The organism is Streptomyces sp. NPDC043812 (genome assembly GCF_056436245.1).
Map to the genome: position 1 here is coordinate 522855 of NZ_JBWKCY010000001.1, position 20775 is coordinate 543629.

At 71.9% G+C, this 20775-nt stretch carries 20 protein-coding genes; 11 read left to right on the forward strand and 9 right to left on the reverse strand.

What is annotated here, in order from left to right:
- Positions 1-14 precede the first annotated feature (14 nt).
- Positions 15-734, reverse strand: a complete 720-nt coding sequence (npdG, locus tag AC067Z_RS02400; RefSeq protein WP_478787526.1) for an NADPH-dependent F420 reductase — start codon at positions 732-734, stop codon at positions 15-17.
- 139 nt (positions 735-873) lie between these two features.
- Between npdG and AC067Z_RS02405 the strand changes: the two genes are divergently transcribed.
- Positions 874-1482, forward strand: a complete 609-nt coding sequence (locus AC067Z_RS02405; protein WP_478787527.1) for a hypothetical protein — start codon at positions 874-876, stop codon at positions 1480-1482.
- Positions 1483-1544: 62 nt separating this feature from the next.
- Complete coding sequence (locus tag AC067Z_RS02410) at positions 1545-2822, forward strand: MFS transporter (protein WP_478787528.1); 1278 nt, start codon at positions 1545-1547, stop codon at positions 2820-2822.
- 264 nt (positions 2823-3086) lie between these two features.
- On the opposite strand, the gene AC067Z_RS02415 is transcribed toward AC067Z_RS02410, so the two are convergent.
- Positions 3087-3314 carry a hypothetical protein gene (locus tag AC067Z_RS02415; protein ID WP_478787529.1) on the reverse strand — a complete coding sequence of 76 codons (228 nt, stop codon included), beginning with the start codon at positions 3312-3314 and terminating at the stop codon, positions 3087-3089.
- Between the two features lie 58 nt (positions 3315-3372).
- On the opposite strand from AC067Z_RS02415, the gene map reads away from it, so the two are divergent.
- A complete protein-coding gene (map, locus tag AC067Z_RS02420; RefSeq protein ID WP_478787530.1) occupies positions 3373-4230 on the forward strand; it encodes a type I methionyl aminopeptidase in 858 nt (285 codons plus the stop codon).
- 125 nt (positions 4231-4355) lie between these two features.
- Positions 4356-5006 carry a biliverdin-producing heme oxygenase gene (locus AC067Z_RS02425; RefSeq protein ID WP_478787531.1) on the forward strand — a complete coding sequence of 217 codons (651 nt, stop codon included), beginning with the start codon at positions 4356-4358 and terminating at the stop codon, positions 5004-5006.
- A 48-nt stretch (positions 5007-5054) separates the two neighbouring features.
- Here the strand turns inward: AC067Z_RS02425 and AC067Z_RS02430 are convergent, their stop codons facing one another.
- Positions 5055-5819 (reverse strand): PhzF family phenazine biosynthesis protein, encoded by a 765-nt coding sequence (locus AC067Z_RS02430; protein ID WP_478787532.1) that lies wholly within the window; start codon positions 5817-5819, stop codon positions 5055-5057.
- A gap of 369 nt (positions 5820-6188) precedes the next feature.
- Here AC067Z_RS02430 and efeO point away from each other — a divergent pair, with 369 nt between their 5' ends.
- Genes efeO through AC067Z_RS02450 form a run of 4 tightly spaced genes read left to right on the forward strand, consistent with a single transcriptional unit; the run spans position 6189 to position 10447 of the window.
- Complete coding sequence (gene efeO, locus AC067Z_RS02435; RefSeq protein ID WP_478787533.1) at positions 6189-7340, forward strand: iron uptake system protein EfeO; 1152 nt, start codon at positions 6189-6191, stop codon at positions 7338-7340.
- 13 nt (positions 7341-7353) lie between these two features.
- Complete coding sequence (gene efeB / locus AC067Z_RS02440) at positions 7354-8598, forward strand: iron uptake transporter deferrochelatase/peroxidase subunit (RefSeq protein ID WP_478787534.1); 1245 nt, start codon at positions 7354-7356, stop codon at positions 8596-8598.
- Positions 8599-8613: 15 nt separating this feature from the next.
- Positions 8614-9579, forward strand: coding sequence for an iron uptake transporter permease EfeU (gene efeU / locus AC067Z_RS02445; RefSeq protein ID WP_478787535.1), 966 nt, complete (start codon positions 8614-8616; stop codon positions 9577-9579).
- Positions 9467-10447, forward strand: a complete 981-nt coding sequence (locus AC067Z_RS02450) for an SCO2278 family lipoprotein (RefSeq protein WP_478787596.1) — start codon at positions 9467-9469, stop codon at positions 10445-10447. The genes efeU and AC067Z_RS02450 overlap by 113 nt, the downstream gene beginning before the upstream one ends.
- 90 nt (positions 10448-10537) lie before the next feature.
- On the opposite strand, the gene AC067Z_RS02455 is transcribed toward AC067Z_RS02450, so the two are convergent.
- Positions 10538-11305: a bifunctional DNA primase/polymerase gene (locus tag AC067Z_RS02455; RefSeq protein ID WP_478787536.1), complete on the reverse strand. Its 768-nt coding sequence runs from the start codon at positions 11303-11305 to the stop codon at positions 10538-10540.
- 185 nt (positions 11306-11490) lie between these two features.
- Positions 11491-12108 carry a TetR/AcrR family transcriptional regulator gene (locus tag AC067Z_RS02460; RefSeq protein ID WP_478787537.1) on the reverse strand — a complete coding sequence of 206 codons (618 nt, stop codon included), beginning with the start codon at positions 12106-12108 and terminating at the stop codon, positions 11491-11493.
- 219 nt (positions 12109-12327) lie between these two features.
- Here AC067Z_RS02460 and ddaH point away from each other — a divergent pair, with 219 nt between their 5' ends.
- Positions 12328-13143 (forward strand): dimethylargininase, encoded by an 816-nt coding sequence (gene ddaH, locus AC067Z_RS02465; protein WP_478787538.1) that lies wholly within the window; start codon positions 12328-12330, stop codon positions 13141-13143.
- A gap of 1 nt (position 13144) precedes the next feature.
- Here ddaH and AC067Z_RS02470 read toward each other — a convergent pair whose 3' ends face one another.
- On the reverse strand, positions 13145-14188 hold the full coding sequence (locus tag AC067Z_RS02470; RefSeq protein ID WP_478787539.1) for a small ribosomal subunit Rsm22 family protein: 1044 nt from the start codon (positions 14186-14188) through the stop codon (positions 13145-13147).
- A 167-nt stretch (positions 14189-14355) separates the two neighbouring features.
- Here AC067Z_RS02470 and AC067Z_RS02475 point away from each other — a divergent pair, with 167 nt between their 5' ends.
- Positions 14356-15669, forward strand: coding sequence for a hypothetical protein (locus AC067Z_RS02475; RefSeq protein WP_478787540.1), 1314 nt, complete (start codon positions 14356-14358; stop codon positions 15667-15669).
- A 71-nt stretch (positions 15670-15740) separates the two neighbouring features.
- Here AC067Z_RS02475 and AC067Z_RS02480 read toward each other — a convergent pair whose 3' ends face one another.
- A complete protein-coding gene (locus AC067Z_RS02480) occupies positions 15741-17045 on the reverse strand; it encodes a Bcr/CflA family multidrug efflux MFS transporter (RefSeq protein ID WP_478787541.1) in 1305 nt (434 codons plus the stop codon).
- A 120-nt stretch (positions 17046-17165) separates the two neighbouring features.
- A complete protein-coding gene (locus tag AC067Z_RS02485; RefSeq protein ID WP_478787542.1) occupies positions 17166-18800 on the reverse strand; it encodes an alkaline phosphatase D family protein in 1635 nt (544 codons plus the stop codon).
- Positions 18801-18933: 133 nt separating this feature from the next.
- Between AC067Z_RS02485 and AC067Z_RS02490 the strand changes: the two genes are divergently transcribed.
- Complete coding sequence (locus tag AC067Z_RS02490) at positions 18934-19728, forward strand: SDR family oxidoreductase (protein ID WP_478787543.1); 795 nt, start codon at positions 18934-18936, stop codon at positions 19726-19728.
- Positions 19729-19769: 41 nt separating this feature from the next.
- Here AC067Z_RS02490 and AC067Z_RS02495 read toward each other — a convergent pair whose 3' ends face one another.
- Complete coding sequence (locus AC067Z_RS02495) at positions 19770-20765, reverse strand: aldo/keto reductase (RefSeq protein WP_478787544.1); 996 nt, start codon at positions 20763-20765, stop codon at positions 19770-19772.
- Positions 20766-20775: the final 10 nt, after the last annotated feature.

The window sequence follows — 20775 nt, forward strand, 5'->3', positions numbered from 1 at the left end:
TGCCCCGGACCGTCTCACACGTCGGTGACGCGCAGACCCGCGTGCGCCTTGTAGCGGCGGTTGACCGAGATCAGGTTCGCGACGAGCGACTCGACCTGGTGGGCGTTGCGCAACCGGCCGGCGAAGACTCCGCGCATGCCCGGGATACGGCCCGCCAGCGCCTGCACGATGTCGGTGTCGGCGCGGGACTCGCCGAGCACCATCACATCGGTGTCGATCTCGTCGATCGACTCGTCCTGCAGCAGCACGGCCGACAGATGGTGGAACGCGGCGGTCACCCGCGAGTCGGGCAGCAGGGCGGCGGCCTGCTCGGCGGCGCTGCCCTCCTCGGGCTTCAGCGCGTAGGCGCCCTTCTTGTCGAAGCCGAGCGGGTTGACGCAGTCGACGACGAGCTTGCCGACGAGCTCCTTCTGGAGCGTCTCCAGCGTCTTGGCGTGCCCGTCCCACGGCACCGCGACGATCACCACGTCGCTGCGACGCGCGCACTCGGCGTTGTCGGCGCCCTCGATGCCGAGGCCCAGCTCCCCGGCGGCGGCCTCGGCACGCTCGGCGGCGCGCGAACCGATGATCACCCGCTGGCCGGCCCTGGCCAGCCGGTAGGCGAGCCCCCGGCCCTGGTCGCCGGTGCCGCCGAGGACACCGACGACGAGGCCGGAGACGTCGGGGAGGTCCCAGGGGTCCTTCGCGGGGGCCTTCGGCGCGGCCGGGGCGGGCTGATTGTCATTCGTAGTCATGGTCCCGACATTACTGGCTGGTCGGGACGGCACGTCCCGGCCTGCGTCGGCGCCACCGCTGCGCTCCGGCCGGTCCCGTACGGGTGAAGTGCCACCAACCGGCCGTGCAGGGACGGGGCTTGCGGCAGGATGCCGCCCCATGGACGCCGTACGTGTCGCGCTGCTGCGTGAGGTGCTCGCCGGGACCGAGTGGCCCGCGGCGACCAGGCGCTTCGCCGGGGCGCTGCGCGGGTCCGTGGTGCAGCGGGGCGGCGGGCTGCTGCTGGTGGGCACGCAGGAGTACGAGCCGTGGCATCTGGCCGCGCATCTGGTGGACGAGGCGGCGTGGTCGGGCCGGCCGGAGCTGAACCCGACGCTGGTGCGCCACCGGGCGCGGCCCGGCGGCCCCGACCATCTGGCCGTCGGCCTCGGCAGGCTGGAGGCGGTCCGGCGCGGCGAGACGCTGCTCCTGGTGGCCCCCGAACTGCCGGACACGGGGCTGCTGGAGCGGGTGCACGACGCGCGGCGGGCAGGTGCGACCGTGCTGGCGCTGGACGGCGGGGAGCCGGAGGTGCACGGACTGGCGCACGAGGCGCTGACGGTTCCCGCGGAGGCGGGGGTCGACATCGACACCGTGCAGCACCTCGTCAGCGCGGCGACCGGCGAGAACGGCGTGCCCGCGCCGCGGGGCGGTGGGCGGCTGCGGTTCCGGGACCGGCTGTCGCGGCTGGCGGACCAGTTGACGTCGCCGCCGCCGGAGCGGTGGTAGGGCGGGGCGACTGCCGAAATTCGGTTGCCCCAGGTGACCAGGTGCGCCGAGCATGGCCCTTCGTGACCTCGAAGCTTGCCGCCGTACTGCCCGACCTCTCGCCGTGGCGGTCCTCACCGGACTTCCGGCTTCTGTGGGTGCAGGGCCTGGTCACCTACTTCGGCAGTTTCATGGCGATGATCGCGCTGCCGCTGCAGATCAAGGACCTCACGGACTCGCCGCTCGCGGTCGGGGCGATGGGCGCGGTCGAACTCGTCCCGCTGATCGTCTTCGGGCTGTACGGCGGGGCGCTCGCCGACGCGGTCGACCGGCGCCGGCTGATCCTCGGCACCGAGGCCGGGCTCGGCGTGCTGGCCGTGGTCCTGCTGGTGAACGCACTGCTGCCGGAGCCGATGCTGTGGCCGCTGTATCTGGTCGCGGCCGGAGTCTCCGCGCTCGCCGGTCTGCAGCGCCCTGCGCTGGACTCGCTGATGGCCCGGATCGTGCCGCACGACCAGCTCACCGCGGCGGCCGCGCTGAACGCCCTGCGCTGGCAGCTCGGCGCGATCGCGGGCCCGGCACTGGCGGGCATCGTGGTGGCGTACGCGGGCCATGCCACGGCGTACGGGATCACGATCGCCGGCTTCGCCGTGTCCGTGTTGCTGTGCCTGCGACTGGCACCGGCGCCGCCCGCGCACGATGCGGACAAGCCGTCCCTGCGGGGCATCGCCGAGGGTGCGCGGTACGCGTGGAGCAGGCCGGTGCTGCTGGGGACCTATGCGATCGACCTGGCGGCGATGCTCCTGGCGTTCCCGAACACGATCTTCCCGTTCCTCGCGGACGATCTGGACGCGGAATGGTCTCTGGGGCTCATGTACGCGGCGGGCTCCGTCGGCTCCGTGCTGCTGAGCCTGACGAGCGGCTGGACCTCACGGGTGCGGCGGCACGGTCTGTTCGTGGTGTTCGGCGCGGCCGGCTGGGGGCTGGCGGTCGCGGCGGCGGGGTGGTTCTCCAACGTATGGCTGGTGCTGCTGTGCCTGGCGTTCGCGGGCGCGGGCGACATGCTGAGCGGGCTGGGCCGCTCGACGATCTGGAACCAGACCATCCCGGAGGAGCTGCGCGGCCGTCTCGCGGGCATCGAGGTGCTGTCCTACAGCGTCGGCCCCCAGCTGGGCCAGGTCCGTGCGGGGGCGATGGCGGGCTGGACGGGCACGCGCCCGGCGATCTGGGGCGGCGGTCTGGCGTGTGTGGCGTCGGTGGGGGTCCTGGCGGCGGTGCTGCCGAAGCTGGTGACCTACGACGCGGAGACGGACGAGGACGCGGTGCGCAGGCGCGCGCAGAAGGAGTCGGCGGGGGTGTGACACTCCCCTCCCCGCCCTTTCCCGTAACCGGGGCAGGCCCCGGACCCCGTACCGCGCTTCGCGCGGTGCCCTGCGGGCGTGGGGGGAGACCCCGGACGGGCTGATGTCGCGCGGCGAAATCCCGCCCCACCGGGGGCACTCCCCCGGGCTCTGTCCCGGGGGTGTCCCCACCCACGGCCGCCAGGCCGTGGGGGGAGATCGAGGCGCTGGGGGTCCCCCACTCCCGCAGGGCGTAGGGGGCGGGTCCGGGTGCGGAGTCCTCGGCTACTCGTCCTCCGCCTGCGACGCCTTGTCGTGCCACTTCGGGTCGTTCTCCCACTCCAGGTTCCGCTCGCGCGCCGTCTCCATCGCCCGCTCCGCCTCCACGCGCGAGGCGTACGGTCCGAAGCGGTCCTTCGCGGGGCACTCCGGGCCTTCCTCGACCTTCCTGTGCTCCAGGCAGTAGTACCACTCGCCCGGTTTGCCCACCGTGCGCTTCTTGAACAGGGCCATCGTCGGCTCCTTCCTCTGAGGCCATGCTGCCCCACACCACCCGGTTAGACTCGCCGGCATGTCTGGCCAGTCGCTGCTCGTACCAGGGGAGCTCTCTCCCACCCGCTCCGTTCCCGGCAACATCCGGCGCCCCGAGTACGTCGGGAAGCCCGCGCCGACCCCGTACACCGGGCCGGAGGTCCAGGACTCCGACACCATCGAGCGGATGCGCATCGCGGGGCGCATCGCCGCGCAGGCGATGGAGGAGGCCGCCAAGCACATCGCGCCCGGTGTGACCACCGACGAACTGGACCGGGTCGCGCACGAGTTCATGTGCGATCACGGCGCCTACCCGTCCACCCTCGGCTACCGCGGGTTCCCCAAGTCGCTGTGCTCCTCGGTCAACGAAGTCATCTGTCACGGGATCCCGGACTCCACGCTCCTGCGGGACGGTGACATCGTGAACCTCGATGTCACCGCGTACATCAACGGCGTGCACGGCGACAACAACGCCACGTACCTGTGCGGCGACGTCGACGAGGAGTCGCGGCTGCTGGTGGAGCGCACCCGGGAGTCGCTCAACCGCGCGATCAAGGCGGTCAGGCCGGGCCGGCAGGTCAATGTCATCGGCCGGGTCATCGAGTCGTACGCCAAGCGCTTCGGCTACGGGGTGGTCCGTGACTTCACCGGGCACGGGATCAATTCGTCGTTCCACTCCGGGCTGATCATCCCGCACTACGACGCCCCGCACGCGAACACGGTCATCCAGCCCGGGATGACGTTCACGATCGAGCCGATGCTGACGCTGGGGACGCACGAGTACGACATGTGGGCCGACGGCTGGACGGTCGTCACGAAGGACCGCAGGCGCACCGCGCAGTTCGAGCACACACTGGTCGTGACCGAGACGGGGGCGGACATCCTCACGTTGCCGTGAGCCGCAGGGCGGGTAGCGTTTTACCGACAGGACGTCGGGAACGTATTGACTTAGGTAAGCCTAAGTACGATGATCGGTGCAGGCAAGAGCACCGTCCCGTCCCCATCGGTCCCCGGAGGCCCGCCTTGGACACGCCCTTCTCGACGGTCATCCGCGTCGCATCCCACGAGAAGCACAACGAGGTGAACACCTCGCGCTTCATGAGCGATCTGCTCGGCGGCGGGCTGGGCGTTGAGGCCTTCGCGCGCTACACGGAGCAGCTGTGGTTCGTGTACCGGGCCCTGGAGGGGTCCGTGGAGTCGCTGAAGGACGACCCGGTCGCCGGGCCGTTCATCAAGCCCGAGCTGTTCCGCACAGCCGAGCTGGAGCGCGACCTGACGCATCTGCGGGGCGAGGGCTGGCGCGAGGGCATGGCCGCCCTGCCCGCCACCGCGGCGTACGCCGCCCGTATCGAGGAGTGCGCGCGGACCTGGCCCGCCGGCTACGTCGCGCACCACTACACCCGTTACCTGGGTGACCTCGCCGGCGGCCAGGTCGTCCGCGACACGGCGGAGAAGGCGTGGGGCTTCGCGCGCAAGGGCGACGGCGTGCGGTTCTACGTCTTCGAGCGGATAGTCAACCCGGCGGCGTTCAAGCGCAGTTACCGCGAAATGCTGGACGCGGTGAACGCCGACGACCTGGAGAAGCTGCGGATCGTCGACGAGTGCAAGCGGGCCTTCGACTTCAACGGAGCGGTGTTCCGGGAGCTGGCTGCGGAGTTCCCGCTCAGCGCGTAGGGCCCCTGGGGCACGTCAGTGCCCGTGGCCCATGCCGGGCGCGCCCGGTCAGCCCGCCGCGCCCGGCATGATCACGGCGTGCGGGAGTCGGGACCGCTCGGCGCGCCGCACGGGCGCGATACGGGAGGTGGCTCCGGGTTCGGCGGAGGTGCCCGGCTCACGCGCCGGCCTCACCAGGCGCACCCGTCCGCCGATCTCCACGATGCCGTCGGGGCCGGGCGCGGTCAGAATCTGCGAGCCCCGGCCCTGGGTGATGTTCAGTGCCCGGCCGAGCCGGTCCGTCAGCAACAGGGCGGCGGCGCCCGTCGCCTCGTCCTCCACGATCGGATCGTCGCGTCGCGGAAATGCGCGTGCCCGCACCCGGCCCGCCGCCTCGTCCTCCCAGGCCCACGCGTACAGCCAGCCCTCGCCGGGCGGCGGCGCCGGCAGGGCATCGATCTCGGCGGGTGAGCCGTACTGCACCAACTGCCGCGGCGGCGCCCACTCGGCGCGCGCGGTGATCCAGGTGAACTCGCCGTCGTGGCGCGCCCACACCTCACCGGCGGGCGGCCGCACCGCTTCGAGATCCAGCAGCCACGCCACACCCACGAGGGGGTGCCCGGCGAACGGCAGCCGCAGCCCGGGGGTGTAGATGTCGACGATGCCGCGCTCGGGATCGTCGACGAACACCGTCTCGCCGAATCCGAGTTCCGCCGCGAGTGCCTGCCGTGCCGCCCGGTCCGTGCGGCCGCTCGGGTCGCGTACGACGCCGAGGGCGTTGCCGAACCGGCCGTCGGGGCCGCAGAAGACCTGGAGCACGTCGAGTTCGTTCACCCCGGCATTGAAGCACCCCCGGCGGCGGACCGCCGCCCCCGGCCGTGCGGCGCGGGGGCGGCGGTCGGCCGGCGCCGGATCAGGCGAGGGAGTCCTGGCGGCCGTACGGCGAGGACGACGCCCGCCCCCGCCGCGACGACGACACCGGACGCGGCCACAGGAACGCCCCTCATCGTGCCGGAACGGCCCTCTTGACCTTGTCTTGACGCTGTCGTGGCCCGGCCATGGGCATGCCGTGACCGGGCCTTGTCCGGCCCGGATTCATGAGAGCCGAATCACTGGACGGCGGGGTATCGCTCAGGTAAGCCTCCGTTAAGTTAGGTCCGCCTCACCACCGCTCACCCGACACTCGCCCCTTGTGGAGCCCGCATGCGACCCGTCCGCCTCCCACTCGTCACCGTCGCCGTCACCGCGGCCGCTCTGACCGCCGTCACGGGCTGCACCGCGAAGAGCGACGCCAAGGGAAGCGGCGACGGCGCCGTCCAGGTCGTCGCCAAGGACGACGCATGCGAGGTGTCGAAGAAGGAGTTCCCCGCCGGGCACGTCGAACTGGCCGTCGAGAACAAGGGATCCAAGGTCACCGAGGTCTACATCCTGTTCCCGGACGACCGCATCGTCACCGAGCGGGAGAACATCGGCCCCGGCACCAAGGCCACCATCACCGCCGAGGTCAAGGCAGGCGACTACGAGATCGCCTGCAAGCCCGGCATGAAGGGCGACGGCATCCGCCAGCAGGTCAAGGTCACCGGGGGCAAGACCGTCGAGCGCTCTCCGGAGATGGACGCCGCTGTCGCCGCGTACCGGCAGTACGTCCAGGCGCAGGCCGACGAGACGCTGCCCAAGGTGAAGGTGTTCACCGACGCCGTGCGCGCGGGCGACATCGAGGCCGCGAAGAAGGCGTACGCCGACTCCCGCATCGGCTGGGAGCGCACCGAGCCCGTCGCCGAGTCGTTCGGCGACATCGACCCGAAGGTCGACCTCCGCGAGGACGGCGTGGCAGACCTGGAGAAGGGTCAGGAGTGGACCGGCTGGCACCGCCTGGAGAAGGCGCTGTGGCAGGACAAGAAGCTCGGCGCCGCGGAGGGGAAGCTCGCCGACACCCTCGACGCTGACCTCGCCGACTGGGTCAAGCGCGTGGGCAAGGCCGAACTCAGCCCGACCTTCATGGCCAACGGCGCCAAGGAGCTGCTCGACGAGGTCGCCACCGGCAAGGTCACCGGTGAGGAGGAGCGTTACTCCCACACCGACCTGGTGGACTTCAAGGCGAACGTCGAGGGCGCACAGAAGTCGTTCGAGCTGCTGAAGCCGGTCGCCACCAAGAACGACCCGAAGCTCGTGGCCGAACTGGACAAGCAGTTCGCCGCGTTGAACACGCTGCTCGACAAGTACCGCGAGGACAAGAACTCGTACGTGTTCACCTCGTACGACAAGGTCGGCAAGACCGAGCGCAAGGAGCTCAGCGACGGCGTCAACGCGCTCGCCGAACCGCTGTCGAAGCTCGCCGCGGCTGTCGTGAAGTAACAGGGGGCGGAAGATGTCGGAGAAGCAGGAGAGCAGTGCGCCGTCGCGGCGTTCGCTGCTCGGCTGGGGCGCGTCCGGTCTCGCGCTGGGCGCCGCCGCGGCCGGCGGCGCGGCCGTCGCGCTCGGCCGCGACGGCACGACGGCGCCTGCCGCCGACAGCGGCGCCGCCGTGCCCTTCCACGGTGCACACCAGGCCGGGATCGCCACCGCCGTTCAGGACCGGCTGCACTTCGCGTCGTTCGACGTGAAGACCGAGGACCGTGCCGAGCTGGTGCAGCTGCTCAAGGACTGGACGCGGGCCGCGGAGCGGATGACGGCCGGCCGCGAGGTCGGCGAGGGCTCGTACGGCGGCATCCCCGAGGCGCCGCCGGACGACACGGGCGAGGCGCTCGGTCTCAAGCCGTCCCGGCTCACGCTGACCGTCGGCTTCGGCCCGTCGCTGTTCGACGACCGGTTCGGCCTGCGCGGCAGCCGGCCGGCCGCCCTGACCGAGCTGCCGAAGTTCGCAGGGGACAATCTGGACGCGGCCCGCAGCGGCGGCGACCTGTGCGTGCAGGCCTGTGCCGACGACCCCCAGGTGGCGGTGCACGCCATCCGCAACCTGGCGAGGATCGGATTCGGGAAGGTCGCCGTGCGCTGGTCGCAGCTCGGCTTCGGCAAGACGTCGTCGACGACGCCCGAGGCCCAGACCCCGCGCAACATGATGGGCTTCAAGGACGGCACCCGGAACATCTCCGGCACGGACGCGGCGGCGCTCGACAAGCATGTGTGGGTGTCGGCGAAGGACGGTCCGGCGTGGCTGGCCGGCGGCTCGTATCTGGTGGCCCGCCGGATCCGGATGAACATCGAGACCTGGGACCGCACGTCGCTGCAGGAGCAGGAGGACATCTTCGGCCGGGACAAGGGCGAGGGCGCGGCGGTCGGCAAGGCCAAGGAGCACGACGAGCCGTATCTGCCGGCGATGCTGCCGACCGCGCATGTGCGTCTCGCGCACCCGGACAGCAACAACGGGGCGCGGATGCTGCGCCGTGGCTACTCCTTCACCGACGGCACCGACGGTCTGGGCCGCCTCGACGCGGGGCTGTTCTTCCTGGCGTACCAGCGGGACATCCATCAGGGGTTCGTCCCGGTGCAGCGTTCGCTCGCCGCGCAGGACGTTCTCAACGAGTACATCCAGCACGTGGGTTCGGCGCTGTTCGCCGTCCCGCCGGGCGTCCGTGACAAGGACGACTGGTGGGGCCGGGCGCTGCTGGCCTGAGCGGAGGGGACCGACGTGTTCGGCAACTATCTGATCGGCCTGCGCGAGGGCCTCGAGGCGAGCCTGGTCGTCTGCATTCTCGTCGCGTATCTGGTGAAGACGGAGCGGCGCGACGCGCTGCGCCCGATCTGGGCGGGTATCGGGGTCGCGGTCGCGATCTCGCTCGGTTTCGGCTTCGCCCTCGAATACGGCTCGCAGGAGCTGACGTTCGAGGCGCAGGAGCTGCTCGGCGGCGCGCTGTCGATCGTCGCGGTGTGCCTGGTGACCTGGATGGTCTTCTGGATGCGCCGTACCGCGCGCCATCTGCGGGCCGAACTCCACGGCAGGCTGGACGCCGCACTGCGGATGGGCACGGGCGCGCTCGTGGCCACCGCATTCCTTGCGGTGGGCCGCGAGGGTCTGGAGACCGCACTGTTCGTGTGGGCATCGGTGCGTGCCGCGACCGACGGCGGCGGCAACAGCGCCCCGCTGACGGGTGTGCTGCTCGGCATCGCCACCGCGGTGGTGCTGGGCTGGCTGTTCTACCGGGGCGCGCTGCGCATCAACCTGGCGAAGTTCTTCACCTGGACGGGTGGGATGCTCGTCGTGGTGGCGGCCGGTGTGCTGGCGTACGGCGTGCACGACCTGCAGGAAGCCCGGTTCCTGGGCGGTCTGGCGGACAAGGCGTTCGACATCAGTGCGACGATCCCGCCGGACAGTTGGTACGGGACGCTGCTGAAGGGCGTGTTCAACTTCCAGCCGGACCCGACCGTTCTCCAGGTCACGGTGTGGGCGCTGTATCTGGTCCCGGCGCTCGGCCTGTTCCTGGCCCCGGTAGGGTTCGGACGGTCAGTGCGGGGCGAGGAGCAGAAGGCAACCGATGAGAAGGCTGGGTCGGGCGGCGACGGGGCTCGCGGCGACAGTGGTGCTGTCCCTGACGGCGAGCGCGTGCATGACGGTTCACGGGGAGCTGGAGGTCGTCCCGTCGGCGACGGAGGGTGAGGCCGCGAAGGCGCTCACCGAGTTCACCACGGCGTACAACAAGGCCGACAAGGCCTACGACCCCGCGCTCGACGCGCAGCACGTCACGGGGGCGCTCGGCGCGATCAACCAGGCGGGCCTCAAGGCCCGGCAGGTCAACTTCCCGAACGGCAATCCGCGGCACGTGCCGCTGGAACTGGCGGACGCGAAGTACATCATTCCGAAGAAGGCGGGCTGGCCGCGCTGGTTCGTCGCGGACACGGATTCCAACCGCGACCAGGACAACGGCGGCGAGCTGGACAACCGCTGGCTCGTCGTGTTCGTCCGCAGCGGTGTCGACGCCCCGTGGAAGGCCGCGTATCTGTCGATCCTGTCGCCGAAGCTGATGCCGGCCTTCAAACGCGACGCGGACGGATACGCGGAACCGGCCGCCCCGGACAGCGCCGCGCTCGCGGTCGCCCCGCGCAATCTGAGCGAGGACTACGCCTCGTATCTGCAGAACGGGACGCCGGAGCACTTCAAGAACGGCACGCACACCTCCGGCTGGCGCGACATCCGCAAGCGGAACGCCTCGGTGCCGGGCCTGTCCACCCAGTACCTCGACCAGCCCCTGGACACGGGGGACTTCGCGCCGCTGGGGCTCGTCACGCAGGACGGCGGTGCGCTGGTGTTCTTCTCGGTGAAGAACTTCGAGCGGCAGACCGCCGCCAAGGGCGTGAAGCTGAAGATCATCCCGGATGTCAAGGCACTGCTCACCGGTGACGTGAAGTCCACGATCACCAAGGAGCGGGTCTCCAGCCAGCTGGTCACGGTGCCGGTGGGCAGCGGCGGCGGGCAGCCCGACGTCCTGGGCAGGCTGACCGGGCTGACGGCGGCCAAGGGCTCGTAGCGGCCCGGGAGTCGGGGCGTGCTGCCCTGCGGGGCGTGCTCCCGTGCGGGGCGCGGCCCGCTCCGGCGGCGCGCCGTCAGGGCCGGGCTGTCAGCGGCCGAGGGGCCAGGCGGGCTCGTGGTCCAGGTGGGCGTTGTCGCCCGCGTACCGTGCGCACGCGTCCGTCAGTGCCGCCAGCAGGGTCAGCGGGTCGGGCAGGGGATGCTCCACGCCGCGCAACCAGGTCACGGCCCGGTCGCCGTCTCCCGGCAGTTGCGCGGGCGGCACGAGGACATAGCTGCCCCGGCAGTGCCAGCGCAGCCCGGGGTGCTCGTCCATCGTCTCCGGATGGCAGTCGAGCGCACAGGGCCACCACTCGTCCTCGTCCTCGGGAGTGCCCCGGGTCGCGGTGAAGAACAGCATCCGGCCCTTTTCGCCCGGTCCGCCGGACTCCGCCACGGGACCGACATCGATGCCCTGCTCCAGCAGTCGCCGCAGAGCACTGCGACCGGCCTCCAACGGAACGTCCAGGACGTCGTGGACCATGCCGGTCGCGGTGATGAAGTTGGCCTGCGGCTGATTCCGGGCCCAGCGCTCGATCTGCGCCCGGTCGGTCGTGGACTGCGTCTGCCAGGCGAAGGAGACGGGGTGGGTGCCCGGGGTGGGGCAGCCGATGCGCTCACAGGAACAGCTCGGGCCGACGGGATGCGCGGCAGGCGCGAGCGGCAGTCCGGCAGCGGCGGTGGCCAGGAGCAGGGCCTCGCGCTGCGAGTCCTCCGCCTCGGTGTTCCCGGTACGGCGGCGCAGCCACTGGGCCAGCCTGCTCTCCCCGGACTTCCTGCCCTCCGTGCCGCGGAAGCGGCCGATACCGTCGCCCATCTATCCCCTCACACCTCGCGCTCGCCCATGCGGACACCAGCCATGGTCCCACCATCCTGCGCTGCCGTTCGCCACAGTTTCCAACCGGGGTACCTGCTCGTCTGTTCCCGGCGCGCGGGGGGCGCGCCGGAGCAGGGTCCGGGCGCAGTGCTCGTCGTGGTGTGCCCCGTGCCGGTGCGGGCGCTTCAGGAGCGGGGCGCGAGACCGTTGACGGCGTAGTCGACGATCGCGTCCGCGTAGTCGTGGGTCAGGGGCAGGGTGCGCAGCAGCCACCGGTGCGCGAGGGGGCCGGTGAACAGCTCCAGCGCGATGCGCAGGTCGATCCCGGCCCGCACCTGGCCCGCGTCCTGGGCGGCGCGCAGGCGGATGACGTACAGCTGGAGCTGGGGTTCGAGCAGCTTCTCGACGAACTGGGCGCCGACCTCCGCGTCGACCACACCCTCGGCGGCGAGTGCACGGGCGGGGGCGTCGTACGCGGGGCTGTTCATCTCGTCGACGGTGGCGCGCAGGACGAACCGCAGGTCGGCCTCGAGGTCGCCGGTGTCGGGGATCTCGTACTCCCCCGGCCCGACCGCCTCCGCGGCCTGTTCGGCGAGGTCGAGGAATGCCTCCAGCAGGACGGCCGCCTTGGACGGCCACCAGCGGTAGATGGTCTGCTTGCCGACTCCGGCGCGGGCGGCGATGCCCTCGATGGTGGTCCTGCCGTATCCCACCTCGCCGACGAGGGCGAGTGCGGCTTCGTAGATCGCGCGGCGGGAGCGTTCGCTGCGGCGGGAGGAGTCGGGTGCCTTGGCCTCGGTCATGGCATCGAATCTACCAAGCATGGAGACGAGACGTCTCGCCTAGCACGTGTCCCGGGGGACAGGGCCGGGTGCCGCGGGATGTACGGCCGCAGGCGCGGCGGAGGCGGTTCCGGGGCGGGTCGGTGAACCACTCCTTCGGCTGGCAGCAGGCACGCCCCGCAGGCCGCACCATGGCTCCACGCACAACCGTGCGCACCCGGCCGCCGTGAGGAGCCCGCATTGCCTCGTGACGCTTCGCCCCGCCGATACCTGATGTGCCCACCTGAGCACTTCGAGGTCTCGTACTCCATCAACCCGTGGATGGATCCCACCAAGCCGGTGGACCTGCCGCTCGCCCAGCTCCAGTGGGAGGCCCTGCGCGACCGGTACCGCTCGCTCGGCCACCGCGTCGACCTGCTGGAGGCCCGGCCGGGCCTGCCGGACATGGTCTACGCGGCGAACGGGGCCACCGTCGTCGACGGACGTGTGCTCGGCGCCCGCTTCGCCCATCCCGAGCGGACCGCGGAGGCGGGCCACCACGTGGACTGGTTCCGGGGCAACGGCTACACCGAGGTCCTCGAACCCGAGCACGTCAACGAGGGCGAGGGCGACTTCGCCGTCACCGCGTCCTTCGTGCTCGCCGGACGCGGCTTCCGGTCCAGTCCGCTCGCGCACTGCGAGGCACAGGAGTTCTTCGGCCGCCCCGTCGTCGGTCTGGAGCTCGTCGACGCGCGTCACTACCACCTGGACACCGCGCTGAGCGTCCTCGACGACGCGGCCGACGAGATCATGTACTGGCCGGACGCTTTCACTCCGGGCAGCAGGGCGGTCCTCGCCCGGCTGTTCCCGGACGCGCTGATCGCCGGCGAGGCGGACGCCGCGGTGTTCGGTCTGAACGCGGTGAGCGACGGGCTCCATGTGCTGCTCCCGCAGGAGGCGGTCGGCCTGTTCGGTCCGTTGCGCGCCCGCGGGTTCGAGCCGATCGGGATGGACCTGGGCGAACTGCTGAAGGGCGGCGGCAGCGTGAAGTGCTGCACGCAGGAGTTGCGCCCCTGAGTCAGGTCGAAGGCGCTTCACCGTCGTGGGCGTCACCGTCGTGGGCGTCACCGTCGTGGGGCGGCCAGGCGTCGCCCCACGACGCGTCACGCGCCTCCCGGTAGAGCGCGCCGTGCCGCTTGGTGACCGTCTCGCGGCGCAGCTCCTGCGCGTCGGTGCACAGGTCGAGCAGGACGAGGCCCTTGCGGATCTGGGGCTTGCGGGTCACCCGGGCGGCGGACGGGTCGGCCGGGAAACGCACGGCCGCGACGTAGCTGAACTTCTCGTCCTCGTACGCCAACGAGCCGCCCTTGATCTGGCGGTGCAGGGAGGAACGGGAGACCCGGGCCGCGAAGTGGCACCAGTCGGAGCCGGGCTCGATGGGGCAGCGGGCGCTGTGCGGGCAGGGCGCGGCGATCGTCAGGCCGGCCGCGATCAGCGCGTCACGGGCCTCGATGATCCGCTCGTAGCCGTCGGGGGTGCCGGGCTCGACGATCACGACGGCCTGCGCGGCACGGGCGGCCTCGGCGACGACGGCGACACGGTCGGCCGGGGTCAGCTCCTTGAGCACGTACGACACCGTCACGAGATCGGTGCTCTCGATACGGAGCGATGCGCTGATACGAGAGCGTTGCCACGTCGCGGCGCGCAGGGACGGCACCTGCGAGGCGAGGGCAAGTTCGCGGCCGAGCGCAAGCGCGGGCTCGGCCCAGTCGAGAACGCTGGTCTCCGGTGCCCGGCCGTCCCATGCGTCGGCGACCGCCCAGCTCGCCGCGCCGGTGCCCCCGCCGATGTCGGTGTGCGCGGCAGGGGTCCAGCCCGGTGCGGCGGCGCGCAGGGCGGACAGCGCGGACCGCACGGCCTCGAAGGTCGCGGGCATCCGGTACGCGGCGTAGGCGACCACGTCGGAGCGGTTCCGCAGCACGGGGGCGTCCGTGGGGGTGGTGCCCCGGTAGCTGGCGATCAGCCGGTCGACGGCTTGCGCGGCCTGGGTGGGCGGCAGCCCGTCCAGCAGTCCCGCGAGGGTGGTCCGCAGGGTCTCGGCGGTGGGGGCGGTGGCGTTCACCGGGAAATTCTAGGTCCTGCGGCGCGCACGGGAACGAGCACGGGAACGAGCACCGTGAGCGCCCTCCCCGCCCGTTGCCCGAACTGCCCCGGGCCGGGGGGCTGTTGCTACGCTGGCGGCCCTTGCCGCACACGCACAGTGACGCAGCACGGCTCACGGGGGGAACCATGGGACAGCGCGTGGTGCGCCTTGCGCTGGTCACCGGTGTGGTCACGCTCGCCCTGCTGCTCCTGCTGTCGATGTGCGGCGGCAAGGACACGTCCGGGGCCGGCGGCAAGGGCTCCCGCGGGGACGACACGTCCGCTTCGGCACGGCCGGCCCCGACGGCGTCGACCCGGATCACGCTTCCCGCGGCGTACGACGGCGGCCGCGGCTGGGAGGTGTCCGGTGTCGTCGGCGAGTACGCCGTCGCACGGGACAGCGGGGTGGTCGGCCACCTGGAGCGGGCCGGCGGCGACCGCTTCCGCCTGCGCACCCTGGACGCGGCGACGGGCAGGCGCGGCTGGGCGGGCCCGCCCTGGTCCCCGTCGGGCTCCCCCGGCAGCCGGCCGCAGCTGCTGACCGTGGCCAAGGACGGCCTGGAGTTCTTCGTCGTCTGGTCGTTCGGAAGGCGGGGCACCGGCACGGCGGCGGCCGACGGCACGGCCGTCGTGCTCGACGTGTACGCGGCCGGGGACGGCGCACGCCGCCGTGTCGCGGTCCCCTGGCCCGCGGTGCCCTCGGTGTCCGGCACCGGCCCCGGTGTCCTGATCACCGACGGCGGCACGGCGAACGCGGTCGTCGACCCGCTGTCGGGCGGGATCACCACCGTGGCGGAGAACGACGTGCGCGCCCCGAAGGGCTGCGCCGGCTGCCGGCGGCTGACCGAGGTCCGCGGGGTGACCGACAAGGGCCTGCTGGTGAGCGGCGATCCCGGTTTCTGGGTGCGGGGCGGCTGGGCGAGCCGCGACGTGGCCCCCCGGGGCGCCGACCGCGGCAGCGGGGTCCCCACGTCGGTCGTCGAGGGCTATGTGCTGGCGCGGTGGCGGGTCGCGAAGGGCGGCGAGGACTCCGCGACGCACGACATCTGGGCGGTGCACGAAGCGACGACCGGCCGGGCGTTGGCCGCGGTGCGCTGTCACAAGCCGGAGATCGAACCGGGTGAGTTCCCGCAGGCGGTCCGTTCACCGGCGGGCGGTCATCTCGTCGCCGGGAACACGGCGTTCGATCTGACGCTCGGCAGGGGCCACTGTTTCGAGCGGGAGGACGGGTCGATGTCGCTGACCCTGACGACGGTGTCGGACACCGGGGTCGCGTACGGCACGACGGGTGCGGTCGAGGGGACGGGTGCCCCGCTCGCGCTCGATCTGGCAACCGGCGAACCGGAGCCGCTGCCCCCGGGTGCGACCCTGCCGGAGACGGAGGTGTCGGACATGGGCCTGTTCAGCTGGACGGATCCGCAGGACCGCCGCCATCTGCTGGGCCGCCCCCGCCGCGGCTGACGCCGGGGCGCGGCTCCAGGCGTGGCGGGCCAGGCGGGACTTTCGAAACACGCCCTGGCACGTGGGGCGTCTCAGACCGCCGACGCGCCGGACTCCTCCCGCTGCCAGGGGCGGCACATCCCGAGGAAGCACGCCACCGCCGCCAGGGCGCAGGCCACCTGCACGACGGCCATCGGGACCGCCGTCGCCTCGCCCGCGATGCCGACCAACGGGGACGCCACGGCGCCGATGAGGAACGACGCGGTGCCGATGAGGGCGGACGCCGAGCCGGCCGCGTGCGGTGTGCGCATCAGCGCCAGCGCGTTGGTGTTGGGCGAGGCGAGGCCGAGCGACGACGCCAGCACGAACAGGCCCGCCGCGATCGGGACCAGGCCCACGTCACCGAAGACGCCCGTCGTCATCAGCAGCAGTGCCGTCCCCGCGAGGGTCATCATGGTGAGGCCGATGCCGAGCACCTTGTCGAGCCTGACCCGGCCGACCAGCAGCTTGCCGTTGATCTGGCCGACCGCCATCAGGCCGACCGCGTTGAGCCCGAAGAGGAGGCTGAACGTCTGCGGTGACGCCCCGTAGATCTCCTGCACGACGAACGGGGACGCCGAGATGTACGCGAAGAGGGCGGCGAAGGAGAGCCCGCCGGCCAGCATGTAACCGGTGAATACCCGGTCGGCGAGCAGTCCGCGCATCGTACGCAGCGCCTCGCCGACACCTCCGCCGTGCCGGCGCTCGACCGGCAGCGTCTCGTCCAGCCACTTCACTACGACGAAGGTGAGGAGGAGTCCGACGGCGGTGAGCACGACGAAGATGCCGCGCCAGTCGGTCAGCCGCAGCACCTGGCCGCCGATCACGGGCGCGATGATCGGCGCCGCCCCGGAGATGAGCATCAGGGTGGAGAAGAACCGGGCCATCTCGATGCCGTCGTACAGGTCGCGGACCATGGCGCGGGCGATGACGATGCCCGCGGCGCCGGCGAGGCCCTGCAGCAGCCGGAAAGCGATGAGGAGTTCGATGGTGGGTGCGAGAGCGCAGATCGCGGTGGCGAGGACGTAGACGGCCATGCCGACGAGCAGCGGGCGCCTGCGTCCCCATCTGTCGCTCATGGGGCCCACGACGAGCTGTCCGAGCGCCATGCCCGCGAGACAGGCGGTCAGGGTGAGCTGGACGGTTGCGGCGGGCGCTTGCAGGTCGTCGGTGACCTTGGGCAGCGCCGGGAGGTACATGTCCATGGACAGCGGTGGCAGCGCGGTGAGGCCGCCGAGCACGAGGGTGACGAGCAGTCCGGCCCTGCGGCCCGCTGCGACAGCCGTGCGCGGCCCGGGAACGGGAGTCGGATCGGTTTGGGGTACGGGTCCTGGTGTGCTCTGACCGTTGTCCGGCATCGACAACTCCGTTCTGGGATTCAACCAGCCATGCTCTCAGTTCGCCCGCTTGATCGAATCCACCGGCACGGTACTTCGTCACATCGGCCGGGCGCCCGGCCGGCGCCCGGCCGGTGACGGTCAGACCTGCTGCAGCCCCGGGTTGCCGGCCTCGGTCACGAACGAGGCGGACGTGGTGACCGTCCCGCCGGGGGTCGTGACGAAGTCCATCGACCGGAAGTCGGCACGGGCCTGCTCCTCGCCGAGGGTGACCTTCACATAGCCGCGCCGCCCGTTGTAGAACCGCATGTGCGGGTTGGCCCGCGTGTAGGTGTCCCAGCTGGCCGGCTTGTCCGCGCCGTCCTTGCCGCTGGAGATCGACGTGGCCACGATCTCGGTGCCGACGGCCTTCGCACCGGGCGTGTCGTAGTCGCGCTTGATGTCGTACGCGTAGGCGACATGCACGTCACCGGTGAGGACCATCAGGTTCTCGACGCCGGCCGATGCGGCGCCGTCGAGGATGCGGTCGCGGGAGGCCGGGTAGCCGTCCCAGGCGTCCATGCTGACCTTGGCGACCTCGTTGAGGTCCAGCCTGCGCTGCGAGAAGTTGACCTGCTGCGGCACGACGTTCCACCGGGCCTTCGAGGCGCGCCAGCCGTCGATGAGCCAGCGTTCCTGCGTGGCGCCGACCATGGTGCGGCTCGGGTCCTCGGACTCGGGTCCGGGGATGTGCGCCGTGTCGCCGTACGCCTGGTCCGAGCGGTACTGGCGGGTGTCGAGGACGTCGAACTGGGCGAGGCGTCCGAAGTGCAGCCGGCGGTAGAGCGTCATGTCCGGGCCGGTCGGCTGCTGGGGCCTGCGCAGCGGCTGGTTCTCCCAGTACGCGCGGTACGCGGCGGCCCTGCGCAGCAGGAACTCCTCCGGCGGCACGTCGTTCTCGGGTGTCTCGTCCGCGTAGTTGTTCTCGGTCTCGTGGTCGTCCCAGGTGACGACGAAGGGGTGCGCGGCGTGCGCGGCCATCAGGTCGGGGTCCGACTTGTAGAGCCCGTACCGCAGCCGGTAGTCCTCGAGGGTGACCGTCTCGCGGTTGTAGTGGGCGGGCAGCCGGCGGTCGGTGTAGTTGCGGGCGCCGCCGACGGCGGTGACGGCGTACTCGTACAGGTAGTCGCCGAGGTGGAAGACGACGTCGAGGTCCTCGGCGGCGAGGTGCTTGTACGCGGTGAAGTAGCCGTCGTGGTAGGCCTGGCAGGAGACGGCGGCCAGCTTGAGCTCGCCGATCCTGGCGCCGCGCAGGGGCGCGGTGCGGGTGCGGCCCGCCGGGCTGATCCAATTGCCGGTGCGGAAGCGGTAGTAGTAGACGCGGTCGGCGTCGAGGCCGGTGGCCTCCACATGGACGCTGTGGTTCAGCTCGGGGTGCGCGGTGGTGCTGCCGCGCTTGGCGATCCGGGTGAAGCGGGCGTCGTGCGCGAGCTCCCAGCGCACCTGTATCCGGGCCTTCGGCAGACCGTTGCCGGGCTCGTACGGGCTGGGCGCGAGGCGCGTCCACAGCACGACGGACGAGGGCTGGGGGTCTCCGGAGGCGACGCCCAGGGTGAAGGGGTCGGTGGTGATCTTCCGGCCGTCGGCCTCGGCGGCGTGCGCGGTGCCGGGCATGCCGACGGTGAAGGCGAGCGCGGCCGCGGCGGATGTGACGGTGAGGAAGGAGCGGCGGCCGAGGTGGTGCGCGGCCGCGGCTCTCAGCTCGGGTGCGTGGGTCCGGTGCGAAGCGGGTGTCATATGGCCCTCCCCTTACGGCTGTTGTCAGTCGCATTGGAGTGGCCGGCGACGAATCAGCGTTGGCGGGGACACAACATCCGCATGGCGGTCGGATGAGTTCCGTGCACGGCACATGCGCGTACGCTGCGCGTCCATGAACGCAGCAGCGAGGATCGCGGTGGTCACGGGAGCGGGTTCGGGCATCGGCCGGAGCGTCGCTCTGGAGTTGGCACGGAAGTCGCAGAAGGCGGTTGCCGGTTCGGAGGCGGGCCCGGCCTGGTCCGTCGCGCTGGCCGGCCGCCGCGGCGCCGCCCTGGAGGAGACGGCGGAGCTGGCCGGCCCGGACGCCGACGTGCTGTGCGTGCCGACGGATGTGACCGACCCGGCCGCGGTGGCGGCGCTGTTCGCGGCGGTGCGCGAGCGCTACGGCCGGGTGGACCTGCTGTTCAACAACGCGGGCACGTTCGGCCCCGGCGGCATCCGTTTCGAGGATCTGCCGTACGAGGCGTGGCGCAAGGTGGTCGACGTGAATCTGACGGGCGCGTTCCTGTGCGCGCAGGCGGCGTTCCGCCAGATGAAGGAGCAGGATCCGCAGGGAGGCCGCATCATCAACAACGGTTCCATCTCCGCCCATGTACCCCGCCCGAACTCGGCGCCGTACACGGCGACGAAGCATGCGCTGACCGGCCTGACGAAGTCGCTGTCGCTGGACGGCCGGCCGTACGCGATCGCCTGCGGCCAGATCGACATCGGCAACGCGGCCACCGACATGACCCGCGCCATGCAGTCCGGCGTCCTCCAGGCGAACGGCGAGCTGGCGCCGGAACCGGTGATGGACGCGGGTGACGTGGCGCGGACCGTACGGCACATGGCGGAGCTGCCGCTGGAGGCGAACGTGCAGTTCGCGACGGTGCTGGCGACGAACATGCCGTTCATCGGGCGGGGCTGACGCACCGGCCTTGGGGGCGCACGGCCCGAGCCGCCGGGGGGTCAGGTGACCGTCGCGCGCTCCAGGACCACGTCCAGTTCGGCCGTCACCTCCGGCGTGAGGGGGCCGAACTCCCGTGCCCGGGCGTTCTCCTCCGCCTGGGCGACCGTACGGAAGCCGGGGATCGGAACGGTGCGGGGGCTGCGTGCCCACAGCCAGGCCAGCGCGCCCTGGGTGAGACTGCGGCCGCCCGATGTCAGCAGGTCGCGGACGGCGTCCACCCGCGCAGACCACTCGGGCGCGGGTGCGCCGCCCTCGTCGAACCACCGCAGCCACTGCGGCGGCGTCGCCCGGATGTCTCCGGCCCGGCTGCCGTACGCGCCGGTGAGCAGGCCCATGGCGAGCGGGCTGCGGTTGACGGACGCCAGCCCGCGCTCCTCGCACAGTGCCAGCATGTCCGGGGCGTCCTCGAGGACGTTGAGGCAGTGCTGCACGGCCGCGCAGTGCGCGCCTTCGGCGAACACCGCGGCACGCTGCGGGTCGTCGGTGCTCCAGCCGTACGCGCGGACGAGTCCTTCGCGCACCAGCTCCTCGCAGGCGTCGCGCAGTTCGGCACCGGTCTCGGGGGAGGCATCGGACAAGTGCAGCTGGTAGAGGTCGACGTGGTCGGTGCCGAGCCGCCGCAGTGAGGCGGTCAGAGCGCGCCGCACATACGCCGGGTCGGTGTCCTGACCGGTCAGGGTGCGGGTGGTCTCGTCGAAGAGGTTGCCCCACTTGGTGGCGATGACGACCTCGTCGCGGCGGCCTGCGAGGGCCCGGCCGAGCACGCGCTCGCTGTGCCCGGCGCCGTAGCAGTCGGCGGTGTCGAAGAACGTCACGCCGAGGTCGAGCGCCCGGCGGACCGCGGCCACGGACTCGTCGTCGTCGACCGCGCCCCAGCCCAGCGGGTTGCCGTCCGGGTCCTGCCATGCGCCGCCGATGGCCCAGCAGCCGAAGCCGAGGGCGCCGGCCTCGATGCCGCTGGTGTCTCCCAGGGTTCTGCTCGTTGTCTCGTCCATGCGCCGCACG